General features: G+C 63.5%; 16 protein-coding genes. 8 read left to right on the top strand and 8 right to left on the bottom strand.

All coding sequences use genetic code 11. The features are described from left to right. Positions 1 to 19: 19 nt before the first annotated feature. The 6 genes from A462_RS15035 to A462_RS15010 form a co-directional block, all read right to left on the bottom strand. Positions 20 to 2,446: a TonB-dependent siderophore receptor gene (locus tag A462_RS15035; protein WP_050550311.1), complete on the bottom strand. Its 2,427-nt coding sequence runs from the start codon at positions 2,444 to 2,446 to the stop codon at positions 20 to 22. 110 nt (positions 2,447 to 2,556) lie between these two features. Further along, positions 2,557 to 3,492 carry a glutathione S-transferase family protein gene (locus tag A462_RS15030; protein ID WP_008435631.1) on the bottom strand — a complete coding sequence of 312 codons (936 nt, stop codon included), beginning with the start codon at positions 3,490 to 3,492 and terminating at the stop codon, positions 2,557 to 2,559. 75 nt (positions 3,493 to 3,567) lie between these two features. Continuing rightward, complete coding sequence (locus tag A462_RS15025) at positions 3,568 to 3,843, bottom strand: GIY-YIG nuclease family protein (protein ID WP_003216354.1); 276 nt, start codon at positions 3,841 to 3,843, stop codon at positions 3,568 to 3,570. Positions 3,844 to 3,879: 36 nt separating this feature from the next. Beyond that, positions 3,880 to 4,350 carry a nuclear transport factor 2 family protein gene (locus A462_RS15020; RefSeq protein WP_008435632.1) on the bottom strand — a complete coding sequence of 157 codons (471 nt, stop codon included), beginning with the start codon at positions 4,348 to 4,350 and terminating at the stop codon, positions 3,880 to 3,882. Positions 4,351 to 4,450: 100 nt separating this feature from the next. Then, complete coding sequence (locus A462_RS15015; RefSeq protein WP_003216351.1) at positions 4,451 to 5,086, bottom strand: response regulator transcription factor; 636 nt, start codon at positions 5,084 to 5,086, stop codon at positions 4,451 to 4,453. A gap of 200 nt (positions 5,087 to 5,286) precedes the next feature. After that, complete coding sequence (locus A462_RS15010; protein WP_008435633.1) at positions 5,287 to 6,021, bottom strand: response regulator; 735 nt, start codon at positions 6,019 to 6,021, stop codon at positions 5,287 to 5,289. A 504-nt stretch (positions 6,022 to 6,525) separates the two neighbouring features. Here A462_RS15010 and A462_RS15005 point away from each other — a divergent pair. The 8 genes from A462_RS15005 (at position 6,526) to A462_RS14970 (ending at position 14,225) form a co-directional block, all read left to right on the top strand. Further along, positions 6,526 to 7,155, top strand: a complete 630-nt coding sequence (locus A462_RS15005; protein WP_008435634.1) for a DUF1120 domain-containing protein — start codon at positions 6,526 to 6,528, stop codon at positions 7,153 to 7,155. Positions 7,156 to 7,200: 45 nt separating this feature from the next. Further along, positions 7,201 to 7,818 (top strand): DUF1120 domain-containing protein, encoded by a 618-nt coding sequence (locus A462_RS15000; protein WP_032899438.1) that lies wholly within the window; start codon positions 7,201 to 7,203, stop codon positions 7,816 to 7,818. Positions 7,819 to 7,861: 43 nt separating this feature from the next. Then, positions 7,862 to 8,491, top strand: coding sequence for a DUF1120 domain-containing protein (locus A462_RS14995; RefSeq protein WP_008435636.1), 630 nt, complete (start codon positions 7,862 to 7,864; stop codon positions 8,489 to 8,491). A gap of 64 nt (positions 8,492 to 8,555) precedes the next feature. After that, entirely contained in the window at positions 8,556 to 9,182 is a 627-nt protein-coding gene (locus tag A462_RS14990) for a DUF1120 domain-containing protein (RefSeq protein ID WP_238544240.1), read from the top strand. A 28-nt stretch (positions 9,183 to 9,210) separates the two neighbouring features. Continuing rightward, complete coding sequence (locus A462_RS14985) at positions 9,211 to 9,909, top strand: fimbria/pilus chaperone family protein (protein ID WP_008435638.1); 699 nt, start codon at positions 9,211 to 9,213, stop codon at positions 9,907 to 9,909. A gap of 141 nt (positions 9,910 to 10,050) precedes the next feature. Next, entirely contained in the window at positions 10,051 to 12,420 is a 2,370-nt protein-coding gene (locus A462_RS14980) for a fimbria/pilus outer membrane usher protein (RefSeq protein ID WP_008435639.1), read from the top strand. An 11-nt stretch (positions 12,421 to 12,431) separates the two neighbouring features. After that, positions 12,432 to 13,559, top strand: a complete 1,128-nt coding sequence (locus tag A462_RS14975; protein ID WP_008435641.1) for a DUF1120 domain-containing protein — start codon at positions 12,432 to 12,434, stop codon at positions 13,557 to 13,559. 15 nt (positions 13,560 to 13,574) lie between these two features. After that, a complete protein-coding gene (locus A462_RS14970) occupies positions 13,575 to 14,225 on the top strand; it encodes a DUF1120 domain-containing protein (RefSeq protein ID WP_008435643.1) in 651 nt (216 codons plus the stop codon). Here A462_RS14970 and A462_RS14965 read toward each other — a convergent pair. Together A462_RS14965 and A462_RS14960 are read right to left on the bottom strand one after the other, a co-directional pair. Then, entirely contained in the window at positions 14,222 to 15,502 is a 1,281-nt protein-coding gene (locus A462_RS14965; RefSeq protein ID WP_032899428.1) for a CynX/NimT family MFS transporter, read from the bottom strand. The two genes, A462_RS14970 and A462_RS14965, sit on opposite strands and share 4 nt — an antisense overlap. Then, a complete protein-coding gene (locus A462_RS14960; RefSeq protein ID WP_003216331.1) occupies positions 15,492 to 16,151 on the bottom strand; it encodes a FadR/GntR family transcriptional regulator in 660 nt (219 codons plus the stop codon). The genes A462_RS14965 and A462_RS14960 overlap by 11 nt, the downstream gene beginning before the upstream one ends. Positions 16,152 to 16,242: the final 91 nt, after the last annotated feature.

Raw genomic sequence — 16,242 nt, forward strand, 5'->3', positions numbered from 1 at the left:
CCATACGGTGTAGCCGAATTTAGAACGTCAGGGTGCTGGACACCGACACCTGCCGCGCATCGCCGATGGACACGAACTGGGTGTTCACGGCCGAGGTGTAATAGGTGCGGTCAAACAGGTTCTTCACGTTGAGCTGGAACTTGACCTTCTGCCCCTCGATTTTAGTGTCATAGGTGGCGAACGCATCGGCCACGGTGTAGCCCGGCAGTTCGAAGCTGTTGGCCGCGTCCCCTGCTCGCTCGCCGACATAACGTGCCCCGGCGCCGACCCGAAGTTGGTCGCCACCGAGAATGCTGCCGAAGTCATACACCGCCGACAGCGAGCCAGTGTTCTTCGCCACGTTTTGCAGGCGATTACCTTTGTATTCGGGGTCTTCGGTGACTTCGGCATCGGTGTAGGCATAGCTGCCGATCACGCTCCACTTATCCGTCAGTTGGCCGCTGGCATCCAGTTCCAGGCCTCGGGAGCGCACTTTGCCGGCGACGCTGTAGACCGAGGTCAGGCCATCGCCGACCTGCACCAGCACGTTGCGTTTTTCGATGTTGAACAGGGCGGCGCTGGCGGTGATGCGCCCCGGTATATCGAGCTTGGTCCCCAACTCCCAGGACTTCGACTGCTCCGGCTCAAGGCTGCCATCCAGCACACTTTTGTTCGCCAGCGGTGCGATGGTGGAGTTGGGCTTGAACGACTCGGTGTAGCTGCCATAGAACGACAGCTCGTCAGTGTAGCGGTACACCAGGCCCGCGCGTGGCACCCACTTCTGGCCATTGCCGTCGGTGTTGGCGGTGAACGGGACACCCTTGCCGGCGTATTGGTCGTACATCTGATAACGCGCGCCACCCACCAGGATCCACTGGTCAGTGAGGTGGATCGCATCCTGCAGGAACAGCGAGTCGCTGCGCAGCAGGTCCATCTGGTTGCTGTCCGGCGCGCTGACGGTGGTGCCCGCCACTTCATTGCCATAGACCGGATCGTTGTAGTTGAACGTGCCACGGGGCGCCTGGCGGATCAGGTCGGCCCGGTAGATCTTGCGGTACTCGTCATCCAGGCCGAAGGTCAGGTCGTGCTGCATGCCCGCGACGTTGACCTTGCCTTCAAGGCTGGCGGTGGCGAAGCGGTCGGTGGTCAGTGCGCCCTGGGTGCCGTCCATGCTGCGGGTCAGGGTGCCATTGGCGTTGACCTTGACCACACGCACCTGGCTGGCGTCGTAGGTCTCGCGGTTCCAGCTGTAGCCGAAGTGGGCTTTCCAGTCGTCATTCAAATCGTGGTCGGCCTCGAAGCGGTACAGGTCGGAGCGGCCTTCCATGTTGTTGAAGGGCTCGTCCAGGCGGCGAGTCGACGGGATGTTGAGCGGGTGGTTGGTCTTGGGGTCGATGGCGGTGCCCCGGTCGAACGGCGAGAGAAACTCCCGGTGCTCATAGGCAAACAACAGCTTGGTGTTGTCGCCGTACCAGGCCAGCGACGGTGCGATCAGGCTCTCGCGGTGAGTGCCGTAGTTGCGCCAGTAATCTTCGTCTTCGTGATCGACGATCAAGCGGTACGCCAACCCGCTGTCACCGATGGGCCCTGTGGTGTCGAGGTTGCCGCCGCTGCCGTTCTTGCCGTCGCCAAAGGTCGAGCCGCGCACGGTCAGCGAGGTGGATTGGATCAGCTCGGGTTTCTTGCTGACGATATTGACCACGCCGCCCGGATCCTGGATGCCATACAGCAACGACGACGGGCCCTTGAGCACTTCGACGCGCTCGGCGGTGGAATTCAGCGCGCGGCCCTGCACCAGCGGCATGCCGTCCTGCATGATCGAACCGTTTCGGTTGTCACCAAAACCCCGCAGCATCACCGCGTCCTGGGTGCTGCCCAAGGTGTTGGCCTGGGTGATGCCACTGATGTTGGTCAGGGCATCGTCGAGGTTGCGCGGCTGTTGATCGCGCATCACCTGGGCCGGTACAACGTTGACAGTCTGTGGGGTTTCCAGCAGCAGGCCGTGGGAACGCATCACCGAACTTGTAGGCGGCGGTTGATAGCTGGTGGTATCCGAGGCCAGGGCGGCACCGTTGATGGTGGTGGCGCCGAGGTTCAGCGCGCCGTCGGTGGGCAGCGGTTCCAGGGCCAGGGTGCGGGCGTCGATCTGGCGGAAGGTGAAGCCGGAATTACCCAGCAGGCGTTGCATGGCCTGGGCCGCACTCATCTGCCCGGTGATGGCCGGGGCCTTGATGGCGTACGGCGCTTCGTCGGTGTAGACCACGCTGATGCCGGTCACCCGGGTGAAGTCGCTCAAGGCCTGGGGCAGCGGCTTGGCGGCCAGGGCAAAGTTGAACAGCGTGCTCTGCTGCTGCGCCTCGGCCGCCTGCGCCACGCCCAGGGGCAACAGCGCCAGCCCCGAAACTGCCAATACCGAGGCTCCCAGCCAATGTTTAACCGAACCCGCCGACGTTGCCCTGGACTTCATGCTTGAGAACCCGTGTGTAAAAAACGCTGTTAATGCGAATTAATCGCAGTTTCAAGCACTACACGGATGGCCGACAGGTTTACCTCACACCGATTTGAAAATAATTTCAGTCACGCCGGTTGGATCCGAAATCCGAAGCGCGGAACGTGCACATGCACGGTGCCGGCGCGGTCATCGGTGCGCCGCAGAATCAGCTCTTCGCGGCCGGCAAACAGCAACTCCCCGGCCACCGGATCGGTGCCGTAGTCGGTGGCGCTGATGGTCACTTGCTGGCCGGGCTTGAAGCCGTTCGGGTCTTCGAAGATTTCTTCCGGCAGGTTGGCCGGCGTGGCATTGCGCGCGACTTCCAGGGCTTGCTCGGCACTCATCTGGCTCGACGTGCCATGCCCGAAACCCAACACCCGGGCGAGCCAGGCGGCCACCGCAGGATAGGTTTCCACCAGCGGCGAGGTCACCGACGATCCCATGAGGAACCACAGCGGGTGCGCCAGGGCGAAGTCGGCAATCGACGGCTCGCCGAACAGGAAGTCGCCCTGCTGGTGCTGCAACTGCTGATTGATACGACCGATGATCACCGGCCATTGATGCTTGGCCTGATCCAGTTGCACACGGGTGGCCGTGCCGCCACTGAACAATTTGCTGCGGTCGGCCACCAGCACCTGGAGCATTTCCGGCGGCACTTTGGCGAACTTGACCGCCAGGGATTCCGGCTGGAACACCAGGCTCACGGCATGGGAGAACACCGTCGAATCAGCCCAGGCGGCGAAGCTTTGGCTGACCAGCTCCAGGCCTTGGGGAAACAGCGCCGGCGCGGACTTTTCCTGCTCCAGGCGGCGGGCGATCAGTGCGGTGTCGCAGTAGATATCGGCGCCCACCTGCAACACCGGGGTCTTGCGATAACCACCGGTGAGGGCCGTCAAGTCAGGCTTGGGCATCACCGGCGAGATGTGCACCGAACGCCAGGACAAGCCCTTGAAGCCCAGCAACAGGCGGGCCTTTTCGGCAAATGGGGATTGCGGGTAGTGGTGCAGGATCAACTCAGTCATGCCAGGCTCCGCTCAATGAGTGAGCGTCCAGCTTAGCCTGCAAACCCGGCAAAGGCGCGCATGGGAACCTATCAGTCAAACTGATGGGCCGATCGCCGCCAGGCACTCCTTGGCGCTTTTCTTGAGTTTCTTGATCAGCCGTTCCTGGCGCAGCGCCTCGGCCTTGCTGATGCATGCCTCGGTGTACACCAGCGCCACGGCGGGGCTTGAGAGAAAAAACCGTGCGCCCTTGCCACTCTGGTGCATGGCAAAGCGGCGCACCGGGTCATTGCTGATACCGCAATAGAGCGAGCCATTGGCGGCGCGCACCAGGTAGACAAACCACGGTTTGGCTTCAGAAGGAGTCGTCACGGATCAATTCGGCAAACCAAAGGAACGCCAATCTTATCAACGACTGGCCTGGAACGCCTTCAACCCTTTCAGCGCCTGGGCCCGCACGGCGTTTTTCACCAGCGGCGTCCAGCCCAGCAACAGGCCTTTGGTGCCCAACGCCTGCCGCGACCAGCGCCACAGGTCAAAGTGGTCGTGGTGCTCGCAGATCTTGCCGTCACGAAACACAAAGCGCGCCCGGATATCGTTGACTACGGTGTTGCCCGTCGCACTGAACAGGTAGGTCGCCACCCAGTGGGCGCTGCCGGTGATTTCATCGCTGCGCACACTGTCGAAGGTCAGGGAAAAGTCCTTGGCCCGGGTGGTCAGCATGCGCCACATGTCGCCGGCATCACGGCCACGCAGTTCACCGAATGCCGGGTCGCTGAACACCACGTCGTCGCTGTAGCAGGCGCTCATGGCCTCGGCATCCAGGCGCTGGAAGGCACTGTAGAACTCGGTGATCAAGGCGTTATGGGCGTCGCTCATGGGCAGGTTCCACAAAAGAAGTTGGGATGGCCGGTACGATAATCCCCAAGGCCGGGGAACACTACTGGCATCAACGCCAGGAATACCTCATCCCGTCCCTTCAGGGCACCATTCCGCTGCTGCGAGCATAGTGGAACAAATCCACATCGGTGGAGATACACAGCCGGTTCATCGCGGTACTTTTCTGTTTGCTGATGGTGGAGATGCTGCGATTGACCCGCGCGGCAATCTGGCTGACGGTCATGCCGCTGGCCAGCATGCGCACCACTTCGCGTTCCTTGCCCGACAGTTGCGGCGGTTGTGATTGATCGCCCGTGCCGGCCTGCACCAACTGGGTCCGCAGGGACTCGCTGACGAAGGTCTTGCCCTCGCAGACTTCCTTGATGGCCGTGGGCAACTCCTTGGCCGATGCACTCTTGGCGACAATGCCTCGGGCGCCCTCGGCGAACGAGGCACGCAGGGTGGCGATATTGGCGAACATCGTCACCAGGATCACCGGCACCCCGGGGTATTGGCGTTGCAACAAGCCCAACAACACATAGCCGTCAGCCTGCTGCCCGCCCGGCATGGCGAAGTCCGTCACCAGCACATCGCAAGGGGTGCTGCCCAGTACCCGCAGCAACTCATCCGGGCCGTTGGCCTCACCGACCACCTTGCACTTGCCGTTGGCCTCGATCACCACCTTCTGCCCGATCCGAACAATGGGATGATCGTCAGCAATAATTACGCGAAGCATAGAAATCCATGAGTGATGGCAAATTGATTTGCGCAAAATAACCCTGTCCGTCCCGGGCAACAACCGCCCACCTGGGAGCGGTTTTCAATGGCGTCCCGTGTTCTTAAGCGGGTGATTTTTTACTTACAACAAAAAAGGAAACCACCTACAAACTAAGCCCACAGACAGAGGTAATACCCCCTACAGAATCGCTGAAAATGTCATAAATCTGTCAAATAGCGCAGATACACCAGCAGGTCCTGGTCGAACCGCTGCAATGCCCGCCTGTTGCACCGGATCCCGTGCTTGCGCACCTGTTCGATCAACTCCCCCGCACAGCGATCCAGCTCCGTCTCGCCAAAAAACGCCAGGCTTCCCGCCAGGCGATGCAGGCAGTCGACCAATGCATGCGGGTCGACGATGCGGCAAGCCTGTACCAGGCCGGCGTAATCAGCCTCGGCCTCGCGCACCAGGGTGCGCAACATTTGGTTCACCACCTGTTCATCACCAAATGTCCTGATCAGTTCGGCACGAGTCGGCCAGTGCGCCGCGGCGCAGGCTGTGGCAGGCGGGTTCGTACTGGCGCCCGGCGGCTGTGGCAGCCACTGCTCCAGCACCCCGCGCAATTGTTCCAGGGTCAGCGGCTTGAGCAGCCAGGCATCCATGCCGGCCTCAAGGCAGCGGCGCGCATCGTCCGCAGAGAGTTTGGCGGTCAAGGCAATGATCGGCACACGCGGGCGGCTGTGTACGGCCTCTCGCCGCCTGATCTCACGAGCCATGCTATAGCCATCCAGCACCGGCATGCGGCAATCGCTGATCACCAGGTCGAAATGCCGCAGGGCGATGGCGGTCAACGCGGCCTGCCCGTTGCACACCAGTTCGTGATCGACTTCGAATTTTTGCAGGAACCAGCCCATCAAGGCGCGATAGGCCTGATGGTCCTCGACGATCAGCACGCTCAGGTGCTTCCAGTGAACAGGAGGACTGCGCCATGGCACCGTTTGCTGCCTGGGGGCGTCGTCAGCAAACACGCTTGGCATCATGGCCACCTCGATATCGGCGCCGACCTGCCAGGGCCATCAGACGGCCCTGGCATATCGTCTAGTGAGGGTGCGCTTGACGGTGATCCTTAACCCATCCGCCTGGCACCCATTACCGAATCAAGCTATCCACATGAATACCACTCTTGCGATACAAGAACTACGAAAAGACAGTTTTTCCTACAGCTCCGCCCACCTATTCCGACTTGACGCAGGCGAGCTAGAGGGATAGCGGATTGTCGTAATTCTTGTATTTCCCCTCCTCCCCCCCGGCGCTAAATTGCGCCCCACCCCAAGAGGGCAACCCGCCAACTCACCTGGCGGCCAACTATCCGAACTGACCCGACGCCCAACCGCGCCTCTTTCTGCGCTGCGGTGAGCTGCACCCGTCAGTTGATCCAACACCGAGACAATACAACCATGAACAAGCATCTGATCGCCGTCGCCAGCGCCCTGCTGATCACTGGCACCGCCCCCGCCTTCGCCGCCAGCACCGTGGACCTGACAGTCAAGGGCATCATCACCCCGAATGCCTGCACGCCGAGCCTGTCCAGTGGCGGGGTCATCGACCACGGCAAGATGTCGGCCAAGGACTTGAACGCCACCCAGATCACCCTGTTGCCGAAAGTCACGCTGCAAATGACCGTGACCTGCGATGCGCCGGTGATCTTCGCCCTCAAGGCGACCGACAACCGTATTGGCTCCGGCAGCGGCAGCGGCTTCGGGCTGGGCTTTATCAACGGCACGCAAAAGCTGGGTTCCTACAGCTTGACCCTTGGCGCCACCGGTAGCCCGCCCCAGGCCGACGGCGAAACCGTGCAAGCCATCGGGTCTTTCGACAATGGCGTCACCTGGGAGCGTTGGAACAGCTTTGAAACCGGCACCTATCTCTCGGTCGCCACCCTGGCAGACGCCAGCACCCCGCGTGCCACCCAGCAACTGGTCACCCCCGTGGCCTACAGCGGCTACATCAACCGCACCGACGGCCTGGACCTGAGCAACGAAGTCAATATCGACGGCTCGGCCACCATTGAAGTGCTCTACCTGTAACCCACCTTCGCCCCTGACCTGCAACCAAAAAGGTGCTGCTCGATGATGAATTCCTCACCCGCTGTCTTCCTCGCCACGTTGCTGCTGGCCCCCACCGTACTGGCCGCCAGCAGTACCGACTTCGCCGTCACGGGCACCATCACACCCAATGCCTGTGAACCCATGCTCTCCGGCGGAGGCGTGGTGGATTACGGAAAAATGCCGGCCAAGGAACTCAACACCGACAGCCCTACCTCACTGCTGCCAGAGACCATGCAAATGGAAGTCCTGTGTGAAGCGCCAACGTTCATCGCGCTGAGCACGATCGATAACCGCGCCGGCACTTCGGCAATTAACGACTACTGGCATGGCCTGGGGCTGACGGACAGTGGCGAAAAACTTGGCGCCACCGCATTCGGCCTGCTCAACCCGGTCGCGGACGGCGTCACGGTCAAGACGATCAACTCGACCGATGGCGGGGTGACCTGGCTCCCGTCGATTTACCTGGGCCACTACACCCAGACCTCGGTCGCCACCAACGGCGGTGCGAACACCCCGATTGCGATACGGCAATTCAGTGCCGACCTGCGCGTGTACACGATGGTCGACGGCACCGACCGCCTGACCGTGCTCGACGAAGTGCCGCTGGACGGCCATGCCACCGTGCAACTGAAGTACCTGTAACCCTTTATTCAACCGGCCCCACTCGAAAGGAAACGTGTGCCCCATGAAACTTACGCTCAATGCCCTGGCCACCGCGCTGCTGCTCAGCACCAGCGCCTCTGCCCTGGCGGCGTCCACCGTCGACCTGACTGTCAAAGGGGTGATTACCCCCAACGCCTGCACACCTGGCCTGTCCGGCGGAGGGATGGTGGACTACGGCAAGATCTCCGCCAAAGACCTGAACCTCACGACCCCCAAACAACTGCCACGCACCACCTTGCAACTGACCATCACCTGCGACGGCGGCACCCTCTTTGCCGTCAAGGGCACCGACAACCGCGCCGGGTCCAACTCCAGCGGCGGCACCTACGGCCTGGGGTTGATCAACGGTACGCAGAAGCTGGGGGCCTACGACCTGATGCTGAATAACGCAGTCGCAGACTCTGTCGCCGTCACGGTGCTGGAATCCGGGGATAACGGCACGACCTGGGCAGAGTCGGCGGACGCGATCCTGCCACCCAGCGCATTGGCGGCTTTCGGCGATAGAACCTCGGGCACCTGGCTGCCGGTGCCGATCCAGCAAGTCGTCAGCGACCTGGTGGTGTACGCGCAGATCGCCCGGGCCGACAGCCTGGACCTGAGCGATGAACACCCGATCGACGGCTCGGCCACGCTGGAAGTGAAGTACCTGTAAACCCGCGGCCTCGCCGTTCGCAGCGAGGCGCCTTACTTGCACCGAACACATTGAAGACCGAATGATGAACAGAACCCTACGCCTGTGCACGGCGCTGTTATTGCTCAACACCGGCTCTAGCGTGTTTGCCAGCACCGCCACCGAGATGACCCTGTCGGGCCTGGTCACCCCCAGTTCCTGCACCATCGCGCTCTCCGGCAGCGGCATCATCGACCACGGCACCATCCCTGCCCATCTCCTCAACCAGGCGGCTCCCACCCCGTTGCCCACCCAATGGCTGGAGGTAGAGATCCACTGCAGCGGCCCCTTGTTGTTTGGCCTGATTGGCCTGGACAGCCGCGAAGATTCGTCCGCCGCACCGGACACTACCTACGGCCTGGGGAGAAACCCCATCGCGCCCGCGGAGCAGTTGGGTTACGTCGACCTGGCGTTCGAAGCGGCGCAAGGAGACGGCCAGGCCATGCAGTCACTTGTGTCAAACCCCGAAGGCGGCCTCTGGGCTCCCCAACCGGCCATCCACCCCAAGACTCTGATGGGCTTTGCCCGTCCCGGCCGACCGTTTCCGGAACCCATCGTCACCCTGACCACCCGGATCCGCGCACAGACCACCATCCACCCGGCGAACCGTCTGACCCTCAGGCAAGACGTTCCCCTCGATGGCTCACTGGTCCTGGATTTGCGTTACCTCTAAGCCCTGTGATCATTTTAGGAACTGCGTCATGAAGACCTATCCAACCTTGCTGGCCCTGGGCTGGCTGCTGAGCACCCAGGCGTTTGCCGACGGCATGGTGCCCGACACCTCGGTGGTGATCGTCAACGAGGCCGACGGCGAAGCTTCGGTGTCGGTGACCAACACCGACGGCAAACTGGCCCTGCTGCACGTCACCCTGGAAGACATTCCGGAAGACACCGAATCGCTGCTGTTCGTCACCCCGCCCCTGTCCCGGGTCGAGGCCGACAAAAGCCAGCTGGTGCGCTTTATCCTGCGCAACCCCACGCCCCTGAAAACCCAACGCCTGAAGCGGGTGATCTTCGAAGGCATGCCCAAGGACCGTGACGCCGCCCAGGCTGGCCATGCGCGGGTGGGCGTGACCGTGCGCCAGAACCTGCCGGTGATCATTCATCCCAAGGGCCTGGCGCCGAACCGCACACCCTGGACCGGGCTGACCTGGTCGTTGAACGCCGGTCACCTGAACGTCGCCAACCCCACGCCTTACGTGGTGCGCCTGGCCCAGGAGCTGCAATTGCTGCCCGGCAAGCAGAGCCTGGTGCTGCCGCGCACTTATGTGTTGCCCGGCGAAACCCTGCGGCTCAGCACGCCCCACACCGCCACGGCCGTACGCCTGCAACCGGCCACCGTGTACGGCTTTGCCGTCGCCGCCTATGAGGCACCGATAACCGCCGCAAACGCTGAATAACGAAGTGACAGCCCTGTGACTGTCACCGGGAAGCCCGCCAACCGTTGCCGGCTTCCATAACCTGAGTGCCTTTACGTGAACACAGTAACCACTGACCCGGCTGGCGAAGCCGTGCCCGACTGTCCTTTACGCCCCGCCCGGATGCGGGCCGCGCTGCCACTGACCATGGCGTTGCTGTCGGCCGATGCCTGGGCCGATGCCTTCGACGCGCAAACCCTGCACCAGCGCGGTATCGACCCGGAGCTGGCCTACCTGCTACTCGACGCACCGCGCTACACCAGCGGCCGCCATGCCGTGAGCCTGACGGTGAACGGCCAGCGCCGTGGCCGCCTCGATGTGCAGTTCGACAGCCAGGGCGCGCTGTGCTTCGACCGCCCGCTGCTGGACGCCGCCGACCTGGTGATACCGGCCCCGCTGGCCGACAGCCACTGCCATGACTTCCTCGGCGAATACCCGCAAACCGTGGTGGAGCAAGACCCCGCCAGCCTGAGCGTGAGCCTGATGGTGCCCACCGATGCCCTGCGCCCGCGCCAACGTGAGCTGTCCGGTTATGAAACCGGAGGGTTCGCCGGCTTGCTCAACTACGACCTCACCGGTTTGTACAACCGTTATGGCGACGACGCCAGCCGCTTCGGCTCGGCCAATACCGAGCTGGGCTTCAACGCGGGCGACTGGATCGTGCGCAGCCGCCAGGTGCAGACCTGGCAGGATTCCAGGTCTCGCAGCACTCACCTGGAAGCCTATGCCCAGCGCACCTTCGCCGAGCAGCAGGCAGTGTTGCAGGCCGGGCAGATCAACCTCTACAACCCGGTAGTGTCATCGGCGCAGATCACCGGCATGCAACTGTTTACCGAACAGGCCCTGCAGGACCAGGAACAGGGCTCGACCATCAGCGGCATCGCCAACAGCCCGGCCCAGGTCGAGGTGCGCCAGAACGGCGCGCTGATTCACTCCACGGTGGTGCCGGCCGGGCCGTTCTCGCTGACCGACGTGAGGCGCCTGAACACACGCTCCGACGTTGAAGTGACGGTCAAGGAAAGCACCGGCGAAGAGCGACGCTTCACCGTGCCGGCGGCGATGCTCGGCATCGGCTTGCCAGCCCCGGGTTACTCGTTGGGGGCGGGCCGGGTGCGCAATATCGGCGCTACACGGGGCGACGATCCATGGGTAATCAGCGGCGGCTGGAGCGGTGCGTTGAACCCGCGCCTGAGCCTGGGGGCCGGCGCGCTTGCCGCCGAAGACTACCGTGCCACGGGTGCCAGCCTCGGCCTGTTGCCGTGGCCAGACGGCCAGGTACAACTGTCGACCCAGATTGCCGATGCCCAACGCCTGGGTGAACGCGGCGTACAGACCGACCTGAGCCTGTCCCAGCGCCTGGGCCGGCAATGGTCGATCACCGCCGGCGCCTCCCACCGCACCATGGGCTACCGGGAGCTGGAAGACGCCGCCTACTACGACTCACGGGACGACGAAGGTCGCCTCACCCGCTATCGCGACCAGCAGAGCCTGGCCCTGGGCTGGGCCCATCCATGGCTGGGCGCCTTCAATGCCGGCCTGTCGCGCACCACCACGTTCAACGGCGAAAACAGCAGCCGCGCCCTGGCCTCGTGGGGCACCAGCGTGCGCGGTGTGTCGCTGTCGGCCAGTGCCGAGTGGCAGGTCAGCGGCCGGCAGAATAACGAGAACGCGGTGTACCTGAACCTGAGCGTGCCACTGGGTGAGAACCGGCGTGGGCGCTCCTGGGTGCGCAACTCCGGTGGCGAGCATCGCATCGGCCTGGGGGTGAACGAGCAGGTCAACGATCAACTCAGTTACCGGGTCAGTGCCGAGCACGACAGCCGCGACCAACAAGTGGAATCCACCCTCGGCGTGTCCTATCTGCCGCGCTATGCACAACTGGACATGAACTACAGCCGCTCTGACGCCGAGCGCTCCAGCTACCAGGGCGGTGTGCGCGGTGCGGTGGTGGCCCACAGCGGTGGCGTGACCTTCTCGCCTTATCCGGTGCGCGACACCTTTGCGCTGGTGTCTGTCGGCGATATGGCCGGGGTCAAGCTCACCACGCCCAGCGGCCCGGTGTGGACCGACTTCCAGGGCCAGGCCGTGGTACCGCAGGTGTCCGCCTACGGGCGCAGCCCCGTGGAAGTGCAAACCCAGTCGCTGCCGCGCAACGCCGATATCAGCAACGGCCTGGCCGTCATCAGCGCCGGGCGCGGCGCGGTGGATCGCGTGGAATTCGGCGTGGCCCTGACCCGTCGTGCCTTGCTCACAGTGACCACCGACCACGGCACGCCGCTGCCCCGTGGCGCCACGGTGAGTACCGTCGATGGCGAGTTCGTGACCCTGGTGCAGGAAGGCAGCCAGGTGTTCCTGCCGAACGTGCTGGACCCACGCCCCCTGTGGGTCAAGGCACCGGGCATGAGCCGCTGTGAACTGCAGGTTGAACTCGCGGAAAAAGCCGACCCGCAGGTGTATTTCGAAACCGCCCCGGCCCGCTGTGTGACGCCATGAGGAAGACTGTGATGAAGCGATTGTTACTGCTGGGATTGGCCCTGGGCGCCATCGTCCAGAGCCGGGCGCACGCCGACGAATGCCAACTGACCCTAAGCCAGTCGCGCCTGGATTTCGGCGTGATGAACCGCGCCGTGCAGCGCAACCCCGGCGCAGAAATCCTGCTGGGAGAACGCCGCCTGAGCCTCAACCTGAACTGCCCGACGCCCACCGATATGCACGTGTTCTACCGGGCCCTGGCCGCGACCGCCGAGCGCTACCGCTTTACCGAGCGTGGCAGTTACCGCGTGCACATCAGCGATGCGGTACTCGACGGCCAGGCTGTTGAACTGGGGTTGACCAGCGGGCAAGGCCAGGCGCCCAGTGCCAGGGGCAGGACACTCGATTGGCGGCCCGACCAGGCCATCGTACCGTTGCGCGACGGTGCGCCGACCACCGGCAGCAGCTTCTCGGCGCAATTGCTGGTCAATGCCTGGGCGCAGGCCGACGCCCTGCAAGTGCGCGACGCGGTGACCTGGGAAGCCACCGGCTTGATCGACGCCGTCGCCACCGGCCGCGCACGGGAGTTGTCGCTGCAAGCCGGCTTCGCTCCGGCGGCCTGCGAGACCACGCTGTCCAACGGCGGCATCATCGACTTTGGCCGCATGTGGTCCAGGAGCCTTAACACCGACAAGGAAACCGGGCTGGTCTCCCGCAGCCTGCTGCTGAGTATCGGCTGCGACGGTCCGACTCATTTCGCCTTGCACATGCATGACAACCGCAAAGGCTCGGCCACCGGCGGCATCGACGAAACCGCCTACGGCCTGGGAGTGGACGACAGCCGTAATAAAATCGGCCGGTACTTCCTCTATTTCGACCCCTTCGACCTGCGCGCCGATGCCCTGCCCCAGGTATATCGCACCGACTCCACCACCGGTGGCGTGGCCTGGAGCAGCTCCAGCGCCTACCCCATTCCCATCGGCAGCAGCAGTTTGCTCGGCTTTACCGCTCTACCCGGCAGCAATGCCGGCCCCACCGCGATCCAGAACCTGAGTGGGCAGATCAGCGTGCGCGCCGTCCTGTCCCCCATGAACAGCCTGGACCTGCGTACGGAAGTACTGCTCGACGGTTCCGGCACGATTGAAATCATCTACCTCTGATCAAGGAGTATGGTCATGCACCTACGCCAGCGTTCTCTCGCAACACTTGCCCTGCTGACCCTCAGCAGCGGTGCCACGGCAGCCTCCAGTGTTGAACTCGGCATCACCGGCTTGCTCACTCCCAGCGCCTGTACACCGGCGCTGTCGAGCAACGGGCTGATCGACTACGGCAAGATTTCCCAACAGGAGTTGAACATTGATCGCGGCAAACGCCTGCCGGTGCGCTACCTGAGCGTGACCATCAACTGCGAGGCAGCGACTCGCTACGCCCTGCGCATGAGCGACAACCGCGACGGCACCGCCAACGTCAACAGCGAAATCTACTACGGGCTGGGCCTGGACCCGAGTGGCAACAAGATCGGGCTGTACTCCCTGACCTTCGACCCCAAACAGACGGTGATCGACAGCCTGCCGGAGGTTTACGGCACCGAGTCCACCAGCGGCGGGATCGCCTGGCGCACCGCCAACAGCAACCCGATCGACATCGGTTCGCGCAGCTTTCTCGGCTTTACCGACACCGTCGGCAGCACCAGCGGGCCGACGGCCTTTCAGACGCTGAGCAGCCTGGTCAGGGTCGATACGGTGATCGCTGCCAAGAACAATCTCGACCTCAGCAGCGACGTGCATATCGATGGTTCCAGCACTATGGAAGTGCTGTACCTCTAGACCTTTTCGCTGGTCACGCCGACATACCGCGCACGCCCGGCGCCCAACCCCGCGATGATCGCGCCCAGGCCGATCACCGCGAAAATCCAGCCGGTGGCGTTCCAGCCACCGGTCCAGTCATGCACCAGCCCGACCGCGAACGGCCCCATGGACGCCAGGGTGTAGCCGATGCCCTGGGCCATGCTCGACAGGTTGGCGGCTACATGGGCGTCCCGTGAACGCAGCACGATCAAGGTCAGCGCCAGGCTGAAAGTGCCACCCTGGCCCAGGCCCAGCAGAATCGCCCAGCCCCACAAGCCGTCCAACGGTGCATACAGGCAACCGAACAGGCCGCCCAGGGTCAGCACCATCACCACCACGATGGCCAGGCGCTGGTCCTTGCCGCGGGTGGCCAGCCAGGGCGCAGCCAGGGAACTGGCCAGTTGCACAATCACCGAACCGGAAAGCACCAGGCCCGCCTGGGTGGCGCTCAGGCCACGGCCGATCAGGATCGACGGCAGCCAGCCAAACACAATGTACGCCAGGGAGGATTGCAGGCCCATGTACAGGGTCACCTGCCAGGCCAGCGGATCACGCAACAAGCCCTTCACGCGATAGGCCACCTGGTGCGCGCCGTGTTTCTGGCCGACCTGTGGCAACCAGAACAACGCCGCGACCAACGCCGGGAGAATCCAGAACCCCAGGCCGATGTTCCAGCTGTCGCCGAAGTAATGACTCAGGGGCACCGTGGATCCCGCCGCCAGCGCTGCACCCAGGCACAGGGCCATGGTGTACACGCCGGTCATGGTGCCGGCCTGTTTGGCGAAATCGCGCTTGACGATACCGGGCAACAGCACCCCGATGATGCCGATACTCGCACCCGCCAGCAGGCTGCCGGCGAACAGCCCGGCCTCACCGAATGAACTGCGCAGGATGATGCCGCCGGCCAGGGTCAGCAGAATGCCCAGCACCACCCGCTCGGCGCCAAAACGTCGGGCCAGGATCGGAGCCAGTGGCGCGAACAGGCCCAGGCACAAGACGGGCAGCGTCGTCAGCAACCCGGCCTTGGCCGCCGAGAGACCCAGGCTGTGGGAGACCTCAGCGAGCAGAGGCGCCATGCTCGACAACGCCGGGCGCAGGTTCAGCGCCACCAGGATCAGGCCCAACAGCAACAACCACGGACGGCTTACCACCGGCGGGCTGTGCTGGACCTCCTCGTCATCGGCTTCGGCGTCGATCAGCAGTTCATCAAGGGCACTTTCTGAACGGGGCATAGTGGTCTCGGGTTCAAGGTTCATTGATCAACTGCCGGGACAGGGCCTTGGCGCGTTCCGGGTCCTGTTGCTCCACGGCATCGAGCAAGGCGCCGTGCAGGTCGAATACCGCTTGCCGACGCGGCTGGATGTTCAGGGTCTGGCGCAGTTGCGCGCCGACAATGCTCGAGAAGTACTGATACAGCTCGCTCAAGGCCGGGTTGTGGGCCGCGTCCACCAGGCGTTTGTGGAACACCAGGTCGCAGCTGATGTAGTGCTCAAGATCACCGTGGTAATGGTCGCCGCTGGCGTTGAGGGCCGCGCGCAAAGCGACCAGGTCTTCATCGGTGCGGCGCAACGCGGCCAAGCCGACTGCCTCGACTTCAAGAATCTGCCGCGTCTCCTGCGCCTGAGCCAGGGTGCAGTGGGACAAGGCTTTCATCGCGCCCAGCGGGTCGGTCATGGAGCGCAAATAGCTGCCGTCGCCCTGGCGGATCTCGATCAACCCGGAGAATGCCAATACGCGCATGGCTTCACGCACGGTGTTGCGGCTGATCCCCAACTCGGCAGACAACTCGGGCTCGGTGGGCAGGCGTTCGCCGATGGCCCATACGCCTTGGGTGATGCGCTGGCGCAACTGTTCGAGGGCTTGATCGACGAGGGAGCGTTTGATCAGGGGGGCGATGTCTGTCATGGGTTTCGTCCTTTCATCCAATCATAGGATGAATTTTCCCACAGCCTATTCGGAGTTGCCTACAAAGGCAACGCACTAGGGTTCTTGGGCA

This window comes from Pseudomonas sp. Ag1 (assembly GCF_000278565.1).
Classification (GTDB): domain Bacteria; phylum Pseudomonadota; class Gammaproteobacteria; order Pseudomonadales; family Pseudomonadaceae; genus Aquipseudomonas.